The 19,373-nt window shown below is 38.7% G+C and carries 8 protein-coding genes; all 8 read right to left on the bottom strand.

What is annotated here, in order from left to right:
- Positions 1-215 precede the first annotated feature (215 nt).
- The 8 genes from H1R81_RS02990 to H1R81_RS02955 all read right to left on the bottom strand — a co-directional run bounded on the left by H1R81_RS02990 (position 216) and on the right by H1R81_RS02955 (position 19,306).
- Complete coding sequence (locus tag H1R81_RS02990) at positions 216-2,885, bottom strand: ABC transporter permease (protein WP_181839190.1); 2,670 nt, start codon at positions 2,883-2,885, stop codon at positions 216-218.
- A 194-nt stretch (positions 2,886-3,079) separates the two neighbouring features.
- The gene (locus tag H1R81_RS02985; protein ID WP_181839189.1) at positions 3,080-5,740 is read right to left on the bottom strand and encodes an ABC transporter permease; all 2,661 of its coding nucleotides are present in this window, start codon (positions 5,738-5,740) and stop codon (positions 3,080-3,082) included.
- Positions 5,741-5,869: 129 nt separating this feature from the next.
- Positions 5,870-8,548: an ABC transporter permease gene (locus H1R81_RS02980; protein ID WP_181839188.1), complete on the bottom strand. Its 2,679-nt coding sequence runs from the start codon at positions 8,546-8,548 to the stop codon at positions 5,870-5,872.
- Between the two features lie 129 nt (positions 8,549-8,677).
- Positions 8,678-11,338 (bottom strand): ABC transporter permease, encoded by a 2,661-nt coding sequence (locus H1R81_RS02975; protein ID WP_181839187.1) that lies wholly within the window; start codon positions 11,336-11,338, stop codon positions 8,678-8,680.
- 87 nt (positions 11,339-11,425) lie between these two features.
- Entirely contained in the window at positions 11,426-14,056 is a 2,631-nt protein-coding gene (locus H1R81_RS02970; RefSeq protein ID WP_255463001.1) for an ABC transporter permease, read from the bottom strand.
- Positions 14,057-14,160: 104 nt separating this feature from the next.
- Positions 14,161-16,809, bottom strand: a complete 2,649-nt coding sequence (locus tag H1R81_RS02965; RefSeq protein ID WP_220275158.1) for an ABC transporter permease — start codon at positions 16,807-16,809, stop codon at positions 14,161-14,163.
- Positions 16,810-16,909: 100 nt separating this feature from the next.
- Positions 16,910-17,236 carry a PadR family transcriptional regulator gene (locus H1R81_RS02960; protein ID WP_181839186.1) on the bottom strand — a complete coding sequence of 109 codons (327 nt, stop codon included), beginning with the start codon at positions 17,234-17,236 and terminating at the stop codon, positions 16,910-16,912.
- An 837-nt stretch (positions 17,237-18,073) separates the two neighbouring features.
- On the bottom strand, positions 18,074-19,306 hold the full coding sequence (locus H1R81_RS02955) for a sialidase family protein (protein WP_229251040.1): 1,233 nt from the start codon (positions 19,304-19,306) through the stop codon (positions 18,074-18,076).
- Positions 19,307-19,373 lie beyond the last annotated feature (67 nt).

Below are 19,373 nucleotides of genomic sequence, written 5' to 3'. Positions count from 1 at the left end.
GGCCTTTTGCTTTAATTACAATTTATTTTACTTTTTAACTAAAAGTCTGCTAAAGTACGTATATATAAACGAAACAAAATTAAAAAATTATAAAATAATCCATAATTATTAAAAAAATTTAAAATAATAAAAGCATGGGGTAGAAGATGTAGGAGAAAAATTTAAAATTACACTCCTAACCCTTTAACCCATGCTGTCCGATTTATACCAAAAAATTACTCGCTCTTCAAACTCTTCACCGGATTCATCAAAGCGGCTTTGATACCCTGAAAGCTCACTGTAAGTATGGCAATAACAATCGCTAAAATGCCTGCCAGGGCAAACATCCACCACTGCAAGTCTATTTTATAGGCAAAGTCTTCCAGCCATTGATTCATAGCATACCATGCTAATGGTGATGCAATCAGAATTGAAATGATTACCAGTATAAGAAAGTCCTTTACCAGCAATTGCACAATACCACTTACAGATGCGCCTAATACTTTTCTGATACCCACTTCTTTTTTGCGCTGTTCCATCATGAAGGTCGACAAGGCAAACAATCCCAGGCTGGCAATGATAATTGCCAGAAACGCAAAGGCCGAAAATATCTTTTGTGTCCGTTGCTCACTATCATAAAGGGCTGCAAACTTTTCATCAAGGAAATAATACTCCATAGGCCCTGCCGGATTGAAGCTATCCCATTGCTTTTTAAGGTCAATCATAAAGCCCTCAATATCGGTTGTATTAATTTTGATAACCATGCCGCCGTAGTTTCTTCCGAGCATCATCATAGCCGGAGCTACTTTTTGCTTCACTGAAGTATAATTGAAATCTTGCACAACACCCAAAACTTTATACTCCTGTTGGCCTGAACGCACGATGCTTCGACCAATCGGGTTCTTATTTGCCCAACCCAATTCACGCACGGCAGATTCATTAATAATTACTCCTGAAGAATCTGTCGAGAACTCTTTTGAAAAAGCTCTTCCTTGCTTAATTTTCATGCCCAGCGTATTGATATAGTCGTAGTCTATATTAAAAATATCAATATGGATCTCTACACCATTGCCATTCTCATTTACTGGGTGTATCTGGGTACCATTCAAGTTAGAATTACCCGGAACCATGCGCGAAATACTGGCTGAAACTACCCTGTTATCTCGTTTTAATTGTTCCTGAAATGCCAGTTGATTGCCTCCTAATACACGTGAGTCAGGCATAAATATAACTTGGTCTTTATCATAACCCAGTTTTTTGTTCTGCATGTGTTGTAATTGCTGATACACAACAATAGTAGCAATAATCAATAAAGTAGAAACCGAAAACTGGAAGACAATCAGGCTACTTTGCAAAGGTTTTTTCTGCTTACCACCTGTAAACAGCATACCTTTTAATGTCTTGATAATACCAAAAGACGATAAAAAGAAAGCAGGATAAATACCCGCAATTATACCAGATACGAAACTTACCAGAAAAAGCGATGCTATTACCTTATAATCAAGAAAAAACAAGAAACTCACATTTTTATTGGCCAATTGATTGAAATATGGCAGAAATAAAAAGATCAACAAATAGGCAAATAACATAGCAAAAGAAGTCAGCAAGACAGATTCAGCAAGAAACTGCAAGATTAATTGCTTTTTAATAGAACCAAGTACCTTACGGATACCCACTTCTTTTGAACGTTTAGCCGATTGCGCCGTTGATAGATTAGTAAAATTGACACAAGCCAGTAGCAGGATAAACACTGCCAAAGCCGAGAAAATATAGATGTATTGTATATCTCCGCCGGGTTCTAATTCATATTTTGTGCCACCATATAAATGTAATTTCGTAAGCGGTTGTAACAAAAAACGGAAAGTCTCGACTGACTTCTGTGCTTCTGCCAGACTGATGCCCATATCGCGTTGTATCTCCGGCACAACATACTTTTCCACTAATTGCGGGAACTTCGATTCCAGTTTTTTGGCATCGGTATTTTTGTTTAACTCAATATAGGTATATGGACCAAGATTACTCCAGGTAGGGTTCTTTACATGCCAGGTCGACATACTTAAAAAGGCATCAAAATGAAAGTGCGAATTATCAGGCACTTTATCAAATAAACCTGTTACCTTATATTCTGTCAGTTGTGTACCTATTTGCAAAGATTTACCAATGGGGTCGTGGTCACCAAAGTATTTGGTCGCCATAGCTTTCGAAATTACAATGCTATTTGGCTCGACCAAAGCCTTATCAATATTGCCTTCTAATAAAGGAATCGAGAACATTTTAATAAAATTAGCCTCGGCAAAAGCCATGTGTTGTTCTTTAAACTGATTGTTCTCATATTTTACAAAGTCGACAGCTTGCGATACTCTGGTAAAGTCTTTTACCTCTGGGAAAGTATTTTTTATACCATCTCCTACAGCGAAGTCAACATTAGGATACAGTGCTATATTTCCGTTTCCGGTAACAGCTAAATTAACTCGATAAATTTGGTCGGCATTATTAACATATCTGTCATAGCTTAATTCATGGTAAACAAAAACTGCAATAAGCATAAAACAACTGATGCCGATGGATAATCCGAAAATATTAATGGCGGAAAACGCTTTATTGCGAATCAGATTCCGCCAGGCGATGGTGAAGTAATTGCGTATCATAATGGGTGAAAATATTGAAACTGGATGAGAATAATTAGCATAATTTGATTGCTCCACAAAACGGCGTTTCAGAAAATAAGGCCGACAAAACCTGAGTACTTCCCATATGTATAACCACTGAGCTTTTTTGAGTCCTAAGTCTTCTGCCTGTACTTCAAACTGCTCATGCATATCACCCTGCAATTCTTCCAGCAAATCTTCCGGAAGAAAAGCACTTAGCAGTTTATCGGCCCACTTTGGGGGAGTTGGACGGTTCATTGAGTAATTGAGCGATAAAGTGGTTAATTTTGTCAGAACTGTGATTTAACTGACTGTTTTGATTTAATTAATTTATTAAACTAAGTATTATCAATCAACTTCTCAATAGACGATTACTTGTATGATTGATTACAGTTTTGGTATATATTCGGTGAAATCAATTAATCAATTTAATCACAGTTCAAGACAAACTTTTATTCATTTTTTAAACTTTTTATCGGATTCATTAATGCTGCACGAATAGATTGAATGCTTACGGTGAAAAAGGCTATCATTATAGCAATCAAGGCAGTTATGACAAAAGGCCAGATACTGATGCTTACTCTGTAAGGATAGTTCTGCAGCCATTTTTCAATAGCATAATAAGCTGTAGGAAATGCAAATACTAAGGATAATCCTACAAGCCTGATGAAATCGGAGGAGAGCAATTGAACCACACTGCTTACTGATGCGCCCAATACTTTTCTGATACCAATTTCTTTGGTTCGGCGCTCGGCTGTAAGCGTTGCCAGGCCAAACAGACCAATACACGAAATGAAGATAGTGAGTATGGCACCGAAAATCATAATTTGCCGCCATTTGGCCTCATCAGCATAATTCTCTTTGTTAATTTCTTCGACAAACTGGTAAGTATAGGGGTTCATTGGGAAAAGCTTTTTGAAGGTTTTCTCTATGTATTGCAAACTGGCTGTTTCTGTATTTGGCTTAACTTTTATAAATGATTTTCCGTAATCGTTGCCTTGCCGCATGGTAAATACTTGTCCTTTGATTTCATAGTTCAACGGACGGGAATGGTAATCTTTCACTACACCAATCACCTTGTATTTTTCATTATTGTTATATGAAATAGTCAGAGTCTGACCGATAGGGTCTTTCCAGTTAGCATATCTGACAAATGCTTCATTCACCAGGACTGATTGAGAGGAATCAGTAGGAAAATCAGGAGAAAAATTACGGCCTTTCACAATCGGAATCTTAAACATGGGAAGAAAAGATTCATCAACTGTTTCATAAGCAAAACTTAGTGTCTGGTCTATGTTGATTTTAGCGCTTGTCCCCCAAAAACCATTATTTTTAGGTGCTACTGCTAATATATCCGGGTTTCTCAGCAACTCAGCTTTCAATAATTGGGCTTCTTTGCGGGTAAGGTTAGGCTTTCGTAGACTTATTACCTGTTTGTCGTCATATCCTAAGTCTTTATTGGTCAGATAATTCAGCTGAGAATAAATAGTGATGGCGGCAATAATCATAAAGGAAGCCAGAGAGAATTGCACAACAACCAATAATTTTTGCAGGTAGTTTTTTCCTGAAAAAGTAAAGCGTTGGTAAAGTGTTTGGACAGGATTATAGCCGGATAAGACCAGAGCCGGATAAAACCCTGCTAATAAACCTGTAAGGAAGAAAAGACCGATATATCCAAGAATAAGCTTAGTATCAAGCAAATAATTAAGCATAAGCACTTTATTAGCTAATTGATTGAAAGTAGGTAGCGTAAACCAAACTAAAAGAATGGCCAATAAAAAAGCAGCAGAGCATAGCATAAAAGACTCACCTAAAAACTGGAATATCAATTGAGACCTTCCGCCTCCTACTACTTTTCTTACGCCAATTTCTTTGGCTCGTTTTACTGATCTCGCTATGGACAGGTTTACGAAATTTATACAGGCGATCAAGAGAATAAACAGTGCTATACCCGATAAAATATAAGAGAAAGCAGGGTTACTGGCATCTACCAGTCCATTATCGGCATTGAGGTCTTTGTTTAAATGGACATCTGTAAAAGGTTGAAGCGAATACACCCACTGCTCATTCATTTCGTATTTTTCGGCATACAATTTTCTTACCTCTTTCGCCTCAATCTGGAAAATACTGTTTACTTTAGTAGCTACTGCTTTTGCATCAGCCTTTGGATTAAGTAGAACAAAGGTATTCAAAGAGGTACTCAGCCAGTTTTCACTATTTTCCATTTCTTCTTTACCTGCTTTTAATGGCAACAATACATCAAATTTGATAGAGGAATTTTGTGGAGATTTTCTGACAACACCTGTGACTGTGTAAGGTTCGAATTTATCATTTTCTTTTACCATCAGTACTTTACCTAAAGCGTTGGCTGTACCAAAACTTTTCTCAGCAATATTTTCTGATACTACAACTGATTTAGGCTGCTTTAGTGCAGTAGTAGCATCACCGTTTATCAGTGGGAACGAGAAAACATTAAAAAAATCAGGATCAGTAGTGAATACTTCCTGACTCACAATTTCATTATTCAATTTCATATCCCGCCTTTCAGCCTGATATCTGACATACGATTGTATTTCAGGCACTCCTGCTGCAAACCTTGGTCCTTGCAGGTAGCCAGTATTGCCTGTCTGGTAAATCATTCCTCCTTTGGGCGCGAAAGACTGATAGGTAAGCCGATATATATTCGGATTATTGGCGTGAAATCTGTCATAGCTTAATTCGTCTTTGGTATAGAGAATAATCAGCATGGCGGCGGCTAACCCAATGCTTAGCCCGATGATATTAATGGCCGAATAGGCTTTATTATTAAACAAAGTCCGAAAGGCGATTTTAAAGTAATTGCTTATCATTGTAGGGTTTATTAAAAAGTAATAGTCATTCATAGAAATAATTTGCGCATTAAGACGGCGCTTTAAATAATAAGGCCGACAAAATAGTAGTACTTCCCATATGTATAGCCATCGGGCTTTGGTTAAGCCTACCTCCTCAACCTGTGCCTCAAACTGCTCGTGCATATCTCCTTGTAGTTCTTCTGCCAAATCGGGAGGAAGAAAAGCATTCAGGAGTTTATCTGCCCAGCGAGGAGGTGAAAGATTATTAGGTTGTTTAGTCATAAAATAATAGCTTAATCCATAATGCGAGACAGAGGCTCGCATCACAAATCATTTTACATTTTTTGGTTTCCTAAGCTCGTGCGTGCCAAGCCTTTTTTCGGACGAGTACAGACGTGGTACACAGACCCACTACTCACTCTTTAAACTTTTCACCGGATTAACCAATGCTGCTTTGATGGCCTGAAAACTGACTGTGGCTAAGGCGATGAAAATAGCCAGCAATCCTGCCAGAGCAAACATCCACCATTCCAAATCTATATGATAGGCAAAATTCTTTAGCCATTCATTGAGTGCATACCAGGCAATTGGTATGGCTATGATGATGGCAATGCCCACCAATTGCAGGAATTCTTTGGATAATAATGCTACTAAACTGCTAACCGAAGCACCCAGAACCTTACGGATACCTACTTCTTTGGTTCGTTGCTCTGCTGTAAATGTCGCTAATCCAAAAAGTCCGAGACACGCAATGAGGAAGGCAATAAATGCAGAGCTGTTAATAATATTGAGTAAAGTATTTTCGGCTACATATTGTTGCTGAATGTCGTCGTCTAACAAAGTGGACTCAAAAGGGATAGTGGGAATTAGCTTCCGCCACTTTTCAGAGATTTGTTCTTTAAAATCATCTAAGGCAACATTATCAACATCCGCAATCAGGTATTTGAGTTGATCAGGTTTTGCAATCTTCAACATTAGTGGACGAAGCGGCTCTTTCAGTGTTCTATAATTGAAGTCTTTCACTACACCAACGATTGTATATTCTTCCTGTATTTTTTGATATTCTAAAAATAAACGGGTGCCTATGGCTTTTTTAAATGGAATGGCAAACTCACGTAGTGTAGTCTCATTAACAATTATCTGGCGGTTTGTATCTGCTGGTGCAAGATTTCGTCCGGCTATCAATGGAATATGTAGCGTAGATAAAAAGTTTTCATCAATTTTATTGACCCAGACTCCTGCACCGATTTTTTCCCTGTTGGCAGAAGGATAATAAAATAGAGGCATATTTTCGCCAAGCCAATGGCAGGGGTAATAAGCTGCCCCACCCACCTGTTTCACAGCAGGGCTTGAACGTAATTCATTAGAAAAGGCCACCTGGTGGATACTGGCCTCTTTGGTAGTAAAAGGAATTATCACTTTTTGTGTTTGCTCAAAACCTAAATCCCGGTTTTTAAAAACATTCAACTGCCTTGTAATTACAATTATTCCCGTAAGCAATATGACAGAAATAACAAATTGCGCCACCACCAGACTTTTACGGATTGATAGTGAATTATAACGGTTCTGAAAGTTGCCTTTCAGTACAGCTATAGCCTGATAGGCACTCAGATAGAAAGCAGGGTATATACTGGCCAATAATCCGGTTATTACAATCAGCATGCCTGAAATAGCGAATAAATCTCCTATAAGGCTCAAAGTGATGGAAATTTCGGCATCCAACAGGCTATTTAATACAGGCATTAATAGCCAGACTAAAGGTAAAGCCAGCAAAATGGATAGACTCACCATTAAAACTGATTCGCCAACAAAACGGCCGGCTAATGATAACCGGGTAGCACCCATTACCTTTCGTACGCCTACTTCTTTGGCACGACCAATAGAACGGGCCGTACTCATATTCATGAAATTGATACAAGCCATTACCTGAATCAAGATGGCAATTAATAATAGCGTGCGTATAAAAGTCCCCTCAATATTCTTTTCTAATTCAGAATCAAGATTAGAATACAAGTGAACATCAGTAACAGGTTGAAGGAATAAGGCTTTTCTGATTCCAACCTGCGCCAATTGCTCTTTTGCGTGGCGTTCAAGAAAAGGCGATAATTTGGCTTGTAACTTTTCAGCGTCGGTATTAGGTTTTAGCCGGATATAGGTATTGACTAAATTCATGCCTACCCATTGGTTACTTGTCCTGAGGTACTCAATCATGCCGCCCGCCTTAAAAGACATAATAAAATGCGCATTGATATGCGATTTCACGTTTGCATCGTCGTAAACCCCTGTAATTCTATACAAATCATTATTAATCTTAATTGACTGGTTTAGTGCCGCCTGACTACCAAAAAGTTTCTGCGCAGTTTTAGATGAAAGCACAACCGTCAAAGGTTCATTTAAGGCCCGGTTTGGCGAGCCCTCTATAAATCGATAGTTGAATAGCTGAAAAAACGAAGAATCGGCATAGTAGCCTTTGGTTTCATAAAAAGCATCATTTTCTTTTTTTAATAGAAAACGTTCTGCTCCCGGGTCTTTAAAAAGTCGGGTAACAGCAGCCACTTCTCCAAAATCCTCTTTCAAACCCTTGGCAATAGGTGGCGAAGTAAGTGCCATAGCAAAAGGTTGTCCGCCAGATTCGGTTACTTCTGTGGTAACTCTGTACAATTGTTGAGGTGCCACATGATGCTCATCATATCCATACTGACTTCTAATATACAGAAGCATATACAAACAGCAACTTGTACCAATGGTAAGCCCTAAAAGGTTGATGCTTGTGAAGGCTTTGTTTTGCCATAAATGGCGCAGTGCGATTTTAAAGTAATTGCGTATCATAATGAGTGAAAATATAGAAACAGGGTCGGAATAATTAGTATTTTTCTTGAATTTACGTTTCAAAAAATAAGGTCGACAGAATCGTAATACCTCCCACACATACAGCCATTGTGCTTTAGTCAGCCCCATCTCCTCTACCTGCACTTCAAACTGTTCGTGCATATCACCTTGCAGTTCTTCTGCCAGATCCTCAGGCAGAAACACCTTAAGTAGTTTATCTGCCCATTTGGGTGGAGAAGAATTTTCAGGTTGTTCGGTCATTTATATTATTTGTTTGTGAGCGAATGTGTGATTTAGTGATTATTTTAATACAAGCCTTGATTGCCTGTAGATAACTCACTATTTCGGATTAGGTTACAAGCATCGTACGGCGGCGGCTCAAGTTTATCCTCACTCACTTTTAAGACTCTTGACCGGATTTGCGAGTGCCGCTTTAACACTTTGGAAACTCACAGTCAGCAGTGCAATCAGAACAGAAACAAATCCTGCCAGAGCAAATATCCACCAGTTAACTGCTGTCCGGTAAGGGAAATCCTTTAACCACTCCTGCATGAAGTAGTAAGCAATTGGCGAAGCGATGACTATTGCTATCAGCACAAGCTTTAGAAAATCTTTTGATAGTAATGATACTACCCCAAATACACTTGCGCCCAACACTTTCCTAATACCAATTTCCTTGGTGCGTTGTTCTGTACTAAGAATTGAGAGACCCAACAAACCAAGGCAGGCAATAAAGATGGTAACTATAGTGAAACCATTAAAGATTTTTGAGATTCTATCCTCAGATTTGTACATCGATTCCACTACATCGTCCATGAAATAGAATTTAAAAGGAGACGATGATTCGTAGCTTTCATAAATGGTTTTCATTCGACCGATAAGTTCCGAAGTGCTCGTATTAGCTTTCGTTTTAACCAATAAGCACCCCCCTCCCTGCTGCCAGCTACTGGCGGTATCTTTTCTGATTATCAGGCAAAGGCCATCGATTTTATCATGAAGCGATTCATAGTTAAAATCTTTAATAACACCAGCAATTTCGTGTGGAGTCTCGTTTATGTCGATTCTTTCGTACACAGACCGTGAAGTTTTCAGATTTAGCTTCTTTATGGCTGCTTCATTCAGAATAATAGTATTGGGAGTCTGATAAAACTGAGGATTAACAGGTGCTGATTTCCATTGCAAACCCAACATGGGAATATAATTTTCATCGACTGTAATAGTAGCTAATGAAGTGTTCTCCTGACTGTTTTTTGTTTTTGTTGTAAACATATCATAGCCATCATATAGCGAATACTGAGAAGTACTTACCTGCTGAACCCCTGCCAATGACTCAACTTGTCTTTTAAATGTATTGTAATGTTTCGCAACAGACGAGGTAAATGGAATTGAAATAATATTATCATGCTTAATGCCAGTATCTGAATTTTTGAAAAAATACAATTGCTTGCCAATAATCAGGCTACAGATAATTAAGACAACTGAAATTGAAAACTGAAAAACAGTAATGAAATTTCGTGTACTGAGATCCGCAATCCGACGATTGATTTTGCCATATAAAACTACTACAGGGCTATAAGCTGATAATAAAAGCGATGGATACGACCCTGCCAGAAAGACACTAATAAAAAATAAACCAGCAAAAGACGCAGTAACATAGGGGTGAAAAAGGAAATTCTTATCAATGGTTATATTCAAAAGCCTAAAGAAAACAGGTTGTAATACCAGGCATAAAATATAGCCAGCTATAAACGAAATGATTGTATAAAGTGCCGATTCGATATAAAACTGTAGCGTTATTGAGTTTCTACTGGCACCGATGGTCTTTCTTATTCCGATTTCTTTGGCTCTTATAAACGAACGTGCCGTTGAAAGATTCATGTAATTAGTTAAGGACAACAAAAGAATAAGCAAGGCTACAAAAGGAAATATTTTAAGATATTTTGAAGTAGAAATACCGCCATAATTACTCATCAAGTGCGTCTGACTTAGTGGAATTGCCATGAAATTTTTATTGTTTTTTCCGTTCGGATTACCCGTTCTATACAGTTGTAGCAATCCGGCTTCAACTTTAGTGGCATCCTGTGGGTTTCTTAATAAAAAATAAGTAGTAAATGGCCCTGTTTCAACTATCTGTGATTTTACAGTTCCCTTTTTGTCTTCCATAGATTTTACACTCGCCAATGAAGCTATAAGATCATACTCGATACTTGAGTTAGAAGGCGCTTTTTCTGCCACACCTCTTACTGTAAAACTGGTACCACCTTTATATTGAAGCACTTTACCCATGGCATTTGCTGTACTGCCAAAATACTTTTCTGCCGTTTCTTCTGATAATACCATAGTAAATGGCTCATTCAGTACATACTTTGGGTCGCCCTCCAGCAATTTGAAAGAAAAAAAGCTAAAGAAGTTGCTATCGGCAAACATGAATTTATCTTCAAGGAATTTCTGTTCAGGAGCATCTTTTTTCTGAATAAGTGTGTTTCTTTCTCCTTTCATTACCCGTACAAAGCTTTCGACAAAAGCGTTGCTTCGCTGCATTAAAGGGGCTGTGGCATAACTCATACGTGGCATAAACAGTGAATCTTCTCCATTCCTGATTTTTGTTCTTACCCAATGTATCCTTTCTACATTCCGATGAAAACGGTCAAAGTTATATTCATGCTGTACATATAGAATAATCATCATACATACCCCTAAGCCTACAGCCAGCCCTAAGAGATTGATTGCTGAGAAGGTTTTATGGCGAAACAGATGTCGTCGTGCGATTTTAAAGTAATTGCTTATCATAATTAATGAGAATATTTTAACAGGTGGATAATCGTCAGTTTTGCCCATCAATCGGCGTTTCAAAAAATAAGGTCGGCAGAATTGTAGTACCTCAAACGCATATAACCATTGAGCTTTTTTCAAACCCATTTCCTCTACTTGCACTTCAAACTGCTCATGCATATCTCCCTGCAGTTCTTCTGCCAAATCTTCGGGCAGGAAGGTCATCAGCAGTTTGTCTGCCCATTTGGGGGGTAAAATATTTCCTGATTGCTTTGTCAAAATCCTTTTACAGCAACGGCTGCCAAATTTTTCGGTTTTACATTTATTATTTTATATTTTTCGGTTCTATCCCTTTGCCCTATGCCACTACTCACTCTTCAAGCTCTTCACCGGATTCAACAGCGCCGCTTTGATACTCTGAAAACTAACGGTTAAAAGGGCAATAATTATGGCCATTATACCGGATAGTACAAATACCCACCACTCTACTCCAACTTTATAGCTAAAATTCTCCATCCAGCGACTCATCACATACCAGGCAAGAGGTGCTGCTATAATAATGGCTATCAGCACTAATTTCAGAAAATCTCCTGATAACAATCTTACTACACTCAATACAGAAGCCCCCAATACCTTACGCACGCCTATTTCTTTTGTACGCTGTTCTGCCATAAAAGCCGACAGTCCGAATAACCCCAGACAAGAAATAAAAATGGCAATGAAAGCAAAGTAATTAGCAAGCCCACTGATTATACTTTCACTCATGTATAGCTTCATATACTCATCGTTGGCAAATGTATAGGTCAATGGAAACTTAGGGTTCATCTGTTTGGTTACAGATTCCAGACTATTAATTGCCTCTTTCACCTGGCCCGGCTGTGTACGCACCATAATGTATCGTTGGGCAATATTACCAGTAAACCGAACAATAAGTGGTTTAATAGGTTCATGTAAAGACTGAAAATGAAAGTCTTCTAATACACCGATAATTTTACCTTCTATTCCCCATAAGGTTAAGGGCTTACCAATCGGGTCTGTGTAGCCGATACGCTTCACCGCCGATTCATTAACCAGGTAGTTTACGCTATCAGTGCCATATGCTTTCGAGAAATCCCGTCCTTCCAGTTTCAGTTTCATCACTTTTGCGAAATCATACCCAACATTCGTATTGCTGAAATCTATCTGGATATTTGGGTCTTTTCCCGGCCAGCTTACACCTGTTGTACCATTATTTATTCTTGTTGGTATACTTCCAATGAATGTAACCGACTGAATACCGGGCTTTTGCAGTATCTCATTTTTAAATGCCAGATATTTTGGTCCTAATTCGCCTTCAGCTGGTATATAAATCAGGTTCTCACGGTCATATCCGAGGTTTTTAGTTTGCAAATAGTCAATCTGGCGATATACCACAATTGTGCCTACAATGAGCAGCATCGATAAGACAAACTGAAATACCACCAGAGACTGCCTGAACAAACGAGCGCCTGCTCCGAATTTAAGTGCGCCTTTCAGCACCCTGACCGGATTAAGTGATGAAAGAAACAGTGCAGGATAACTGCCTGAAACGACTCCCGTCAGACATGCCATTCCGAATAAAATGAGCCAGAATGAGGGCTGATTAATGTTCAGACTTATTTGTTTACCCGTCAATGTATTAAAGCCCGGAAGTATGATTATGACCATAATAACAGCAACAAACAGCGCTAAAAATGTAAATAAAACTGCCTCACCTACAAACTGTCCCACCAAAGAGCCTCTTTTTGCCCCCATTACTTTCCGGACACCTACTTCTCTTGACCGCCTGGCTGAGCGGGCCGTTGCCAGATTCATAAAATTGATACAGGCAATCAGCAACAAGAAAATGCCTACTAGCCCGAATAAACGCACGTACTCAATTCTCCCTCCGGCCTGCTTTCCATTTTCATAATTGGAGTAGAGATAAGCATCATTAAAAGCCTGGATAGTAAAATGTATATCATATTCCTTAGGATTCATATCCTTAACAAGTTTGCGCATCAGATACCGCATTTTGGCATCCAGATTAGCAGGGTTTGCATCCGGACGAACCATAATAAACGCAAACGTGGCATTATTACCCCAGCTTTTCATCCAGGTGTTTTTCTCTAGTGCATCATACCAGTTTAGCAGAAAATCATATTTTGCAGAAGTATTTTGTGGCAAATTCTCAAAAACTGCCGTTACCTGATAGTCCTTTTTGTCATTAATACGAATGGCTTTACCCATAGCAGCCTGTGCACTGCCAAAATAGTTCTCAGCTATTTTTCTTGAGATAGCAATATTGTTCGGGGCATTCAGCGCTGTCTTTGGGTTTCCTCCCAATAAAGGGACACTGAACATTTTAAACCAGTCTTCCCCAGCCCAACGACCCAATTCCTTATTAGCTTTATCTCCCACTGAAAAGGTCATTTTTTCCTCCCAGGTCAGATTTGCGGCATAGTTAATCTCCGGAAACTGTCGCTTCATTTCATCAGCTATCATACCGGGCAAGGCATCGCCGTCAACAATTTTTCCATCATAATACTGACGGTTCCTTAACTTATATAGTTGTTTACCATTGGCGTGGTAATTGTCTACGCTCAGTTCGTCCTGAATCCAAAGTAAAATCAGCAGACTACATGCCATACCCAAGGCCAGACCCATAATATTAATGGCGGAAAATGCTTTATTGCGGTGTATGTTCCGCCATGCGATTGTAAAGTAATTGCTTATCATAATTAGTGAGAATATAGAAATAAGGTTAGATTCATTCGTGTTTGTCTTCAATTTGCGCTTCAAAAAATAGGGACGGCAAAATCTTAATACCTCCCACGCATATAGCCATTGAGCTATTACCAAACCCCTCTCCTCCACCTGCATTTCAAACTGCTCGTGCATATCCCCTTGCAGTTCTTCTGCTAAATCTTCGGGTAGGAAGGTCATCAGCAGTTTGTCTGCCCATTTGGGTGGTAAAATATTTCCTGATTGTTTTGCCAAAATCCTTTTACAGCAACGGCTGCCGCATTTTTCGGTTTTACATTTATTATTTTACATTTTTTGGTTTCAAAACCCTATGCCCTTTGCCCCATGCTCTCTGACATCTACTCGCTCTTCAAACTCTTTACCGGATTTATCAGTGCTGCTTTAATGGCCTGAAAACTAACGGAGATAAGAACAATCAAAATAGCCGATACAAGCGTGATAATAAATATACCTATACCAATTATGATACGATAGTTATAATCCTGTAACCATTGTTCCATTATATACCAGCCTATGGGAGCACCAATGATAAAGGCAATGAGAAGAAGGCGAATAAAATCTTTGGTTAACAGTTGAACGACACTTAATACAGGTGCGCCTAATACTTTGCGGATGCCGATTTCTTTAGTGCGTTGCTGAGCAGTATAAGCAGCCAGACCAAACAAACCCAAACAGGCAATAAATATGGTAAGCCCTGTAAACAGGCCTGTTAAAGTGCCTGTTCTTTGTTCATCAGCAAACTTTGCTTTGTAAGATTCATCAGCAAATAAGTACTCAAACAGATAAGCGGGATTATACTTCGTAAAGACTCTCTCTAAAATCGCCAGATTATCAGCCATTGGCCTGGTAGTATTCAAACGGATGCTGATCCAGCCCAAACTAATCGGGCCACCTGGCCCTTCAATCAATGCCGGATTAATGCGGTCGAAAGGAGAAGCATAAATAAAATCTTTCACTACTCCTACAATATGCCATTCTGCATTACCGAATTTTATAGTAGTGCCAACAGGGTTTTTCAGACGCATGGTTTTCACAGCCGTTTCGTTCAGCATTACTGCTGTTGAATCGGTTGGATATTTTCGTACATCAATTTCTCTTCCGGCCAATAATGTAGTGCCGGTTGTTTTCAGAAAACTGGCATCTGTACCAAAGCGGTCAAACTCAATATCCTTATCACTCTGTGTACTGCCCGGCCAGGTTACACCCCACTGCCTCAGATTAATATTGCTGATTGGCCCTAAAGATTTACTCATAGAAACAACTGCACCACTCTCCATTAATTCCTGATGCAGTGCATTAAAATGAGAGGCTAAATCGCCCGGCAAGTCGGTAAAAAGCAGATTATTCTGATTAAACCCTTTATCCCGGTTCTGTGCATAATCAATTTGACGGCTAATGATTAATGTTGAGACGATCAGCACAATGGCAAATGTAAACTGCACGACTACCAGAATTTTCCTGGGGGTAAAAGCCGCTCTTTGCGAACGAACTGCACCTTTTAAAACCTTTGAAGGCTGAAAATTAGCTAAGAAAAAGGCTGGATAGGCTCCGGCAAGCAAACCCGTAAACAATAACACACTTAAGGCCGACAACCAGAAATTCAAAGAAGTAAAATTCATAGAGAGTGTTTTACCTGTCAGCTGATTAAACATTGGCAGACTTAGCAAAACAATCAACATGGCAACAATTCCTGCAAAAAAGGTTAGTAATACAGACTCTCCAATAAACTGTAACACAAGAGATAATTTCTGCGCCCCGGCTACTTTACGCACACCAACCTCTTTCGCTCTTTTTTCACTTCTGGCGGTACTCAGGTTAATAAAATTAACGGCAGCAATCAGCAAAATGAATAGTGCAATCAGGCCAAATAAACGTACGGTTACGATGCGACCCTCTACTAATTGTCCGTTTTCCTGCTTTGAATACAAATACCATTTACTGGCAGGATGCAGATAAATCTGGCGGTTTTTCACATCCTCAATGATGCCTTGCAGGTGGTTTGCAGTTACGCTTTTGATTTTCTGATTTACAGCGGTTTCATCTGCATGCGCTTTCAGTAAGACATAGGTATAATCGTTATTTGATTCCCAGGCATCAGAGCCCCAGCCAAGGTTTACAAAATAGTTGTAAGGTAATAAATACGAAATGTAGTTGAATTTGCTGTTTCGGGGTAAGTTCTCTAATACACCTGTTACCGAAAAACTTTCTTTATTATTAATCTGAACCACCTTACCTACAGCCAGCGTAGTACCAAATAATTTTTCTGCTAATGCTTCGGTAATTACAATGCCATTATTACCTGCCAGCACACTTTGGGCATTGCCTGATATAAGTGAAAAATCAAATAAATTCAGGAAAGAGGGATCGACAAATGCCCCATTGGCATTCATTTTCGTATCTCCTACATTTAATGTCAATCCTGTTGACCGGAATCTTGATGTTTCTTCTATTTCGGCATAGTCCTGTTTCAGTGCAGGGCCTAAAGGTCTTGGGGTTGTATCCCATGTTTGAGGAGTACCACTGAAAATATCCTTATTATAGACCTGATAGAGTCGGTCTGTTTTGCTATAGAATCTATCATATTGCAACTCATCCTGTATCCAAAGAATAATCAACGTACACGCTGCTAAACTAACAGCCAGACCACTGATATTGATGAACATATAGCTTTTGGCACGCATCAGGTTGCGAAAAGCGATTTTCAGATAATTACTGAGCATAATGGGGTTTATTAAAGAGTATATATTATTTAAATCATCAGCCCGAGCTGATAAACGACGTTTCAGAAAATACGGCCGGCAAAACTTTAGTGCTTCCCACCCATACAACAGTCTGGCCTTAGTTTTTCCCATTTCCTCTACCTGTATTTCAAACTGTTCATGCATATCCCCTTGCAACTCCTCAAATAAATAATACGGAAGCACCGCTGACAGAAGTTTATCAGCCCAGCAAGGTGGTTGTGGTATTGAAGGGTTTTGCTTTTTCATAATTTATTTATTAGTAAAATCGCTAATTAGTGAGTAGAGAATCAGCGAATAATACGATTACAAATTATTCACGAATTCACCATTCTTAATTTGCGATTTTTCACGAAAACGAAAGTTTCGGAATAGATGTCCATAGTTCGTTACGTATATCGCGCATTTCATCCAATGTACGCTTACCCAAAGCTGTTATATTGAATAATCTTTTTCGGCGCCCACCACGTTCATTGGTAGCTCCACCTAATACCGACTTCACAAATCCTTTTTCTTCCAACCTATATAAGGCTATATGTACACCGCTCAGGCTGATTATGCGGTCGGTTCGTTTTTTAAGTTCTGATGCAATTGCTACACCATAAGCGCCGCCTTCCAGTACCGCCACTGTCAGTAGCACCAGTTCTTCAAATTCTCCTAAATAGGGTCGTCCCATAGTTTCAGTATTTAATCAGGTATTTCATTATTATTTGCTAAACAAATAAATCTAACCTACTTCAGTCCATATTTAATTAAGCCGAGATTTATTTGATTATATTTTGTTAAACAAATGGAGTGCCAAGTACAAAAATCCTCTCAAAAACACTTTTAGAGAGGTATTATTAAAAATGTAGTGTCCGAAATCGTACAGTTTTCTGTCCGTTTTTGGGCGTTAAACTACATCTTGCTAAGATGGTTTATGATTTGTGCAGAGAATAAAAGGAAAATATTGAAGTAGTTTCAATCATTGAATGAAATATTTAACGCATATGTGAATCTGTTTTCCTTACAAGCTTTTAATTTTTTTATATAATTGGTTATTACTTAGCTTATAGATTTTCTGTCTCAAAGTTTTTTATGAAATTAAAAGTTTACTGAAACTGATGGTTTTTGCGACTATGATATTACTTCTATTTTAGTAGATAGAAAAGGAAATATCTGTGTTGGAGGCCCCAATTGGGATGAAGAAGGAAAAGTCCAAGGCAGGATATGTATTTATAATGGTAAAACTTTTAACTGTTCTCCATTCGAAGGTCTGGATAATACTTCAATCGGGAGCATTTTTGAAGATAGAGATGGCAATATCTCGGTTGGAGCAAAAAATTTAAGTTTGTACTGCTATGACGGCAATTTTATAACTGATTTTACTGAAAAAAATACCAGACAATAAAGATCAAACGTATTAATAAAATAATATTTTCGAAAAGAAGAGGTGTGTTCAAAGCTTCGGATAAGAAATACAAAAAAAAGCCAGCGCTTTTGCGTTGGCTTAAAATCCCTACTTTCCATTCTCCTACTCTACCACCCTCACTATCAAAGCCGTTCTTTGATTAGGTTTGGCAACTTCAAAGGCTATTAATAATTTTCCATTGATCAATATACTTGTGGCATTCTGGCCGTAGTCTGAGCCGTTTACTAACTGATCGTCGAGTACTTTTCCACTCACCACTTTGCTGTAAAAAATCTGGCTTGCACCGCCTTCAGTAGTTTGTTCCCATACAAAAATACCTTTTTTACCATCGGCTGATACCTGACCATTTTTGGCATTTGCACTTAATACCTTTAACAATTTTCCATTTTCATCTACTAATCTTACCCCTGATTGCTCATTCGCACCTGAAAACCAGGTTATTAAAGCACCGTTAGCAGTAGCTACTGAAGTTGCTCCTGAATGCGGACAGCCCTTGATCTCCCATTTATCGTTACGAAGAATTTCTGGTTTTGTGAAAGTAGCACCGTTGTCTGAAGAAGCTATACGGGCAATATCACGAATATCATTATTATTATCACGGTAAAAAACATTCAATTTTCCATTGTTATCAACTAATAAGCTTATATTACAGCAATCACACACCACAGGGTCAATCAATTTTTCTGGTTGAAATATGTTGTTTTTAGTAATTACCATCCGAAGGTCTCGCTCTTCATGTTTGGTGCTGCCTTTCACATCTTTCAGATATGCCACCGCAATTTCATCGTTTGGCAAAACAACCGCATCAAAGAAACCTCTTATTAATCTTGTTGTATCCGAATCGACCGAAGTTGGGTTAGTCCAGGTATTACCATTATCTTTTGAAACCGTATATCTGATTTGTGATTCACGTTTGGGTCTCGGCTCTGGAGTTTCGGGTTTTACATGATTTCCATGGCCTCCCTCATGCGTAGATGGAGCAGCGGGGGCGGCTACTACCTTGCGGTATGAAAATATCGCAGCCATAGTACCATCTTTCTTAAATAATAGTTTTGGCCTCATTAATCGACTACTCCCAAGGCCAGCATCCAAATAGATGAGTTTTTTGTCACTAAAACTCCTTCCCCCATTTTTCGAAACCGAGAAGTAGAGAGCTAATATATTATCATCACCTTTTTCTGTCCAATATAAAACTGGCTCGCCCAGATTATTTTTAGTGAATGTTGGTAAAGTATAGGCATGGGTAGCATCACCAAAATGAGTATTCTGTGCCAAAACTACTTCTGATAGCCCAAGTGTGAGAAGAGCCATCAATAAAAAACTATTTTTCTTCATTTGCGAAATCATTTAGTTAAATGAATAATGCTATAGAATTTAATCTATTTTTCTAATTCTTAGATAA

It is taken from the genome of Emticicia sp. BO119 (genome assembly GCF_013912375.1).
Classification (GTDB): Bacteria; Bacteroidota; Bacteroidia; order Cytophagales; family Spirosomataceae; genus Emticicia.
The sequence above is the reverse complement of the archived record's forward strand: the minus strand, read 5'-3'. Positions and strand labels throughout refer to the sequence as shown.

Coding starts and splice junctions, on each gene's coding strand:
- H1R81_RS02990 (WP_181839190.1), bottom strand. CDS start 2,885: ATGAACCGTCCAACTCCCCCAAAGTGGGCCGATAAACTGCTAAGTGCT.
- H1R81_RS02985 (WP_181839189.1), bottom strand. CDS start 5,740: ATGACTAAACAACCTAATAATCTTTCACCTCCTCGCTGGGCAGATAAA.
- H1R81_RS02980 (WP_181839188.1), bottom strand. CDS start 8,548: ATGACCGAACAACCTGAAAATTCTTCTCCACCCAAATGGGCAGATAAA.
- H1R81_RS02965 (WP_220275158.1), bottom strand. CDS start 16,809: ATGAAAAAGCAAAACCCTTCAATACCACAACCACCTTGCTGGGCTGAT.
- H1R81_RS02960 (WP_181839186.1), bottom strand. CDS start 17,236: ATGGGACGACCCTATTTAGGAGAATTTGAAGAACTGGTGCTACTGACA.
- H1R81_RS02955 (WP_229251040.1), bottom strand. CDS start 19,306: ATGAAGAAAAATAGTTTTTTATTGATGGCTCTTCTCACACTTGGGCTA.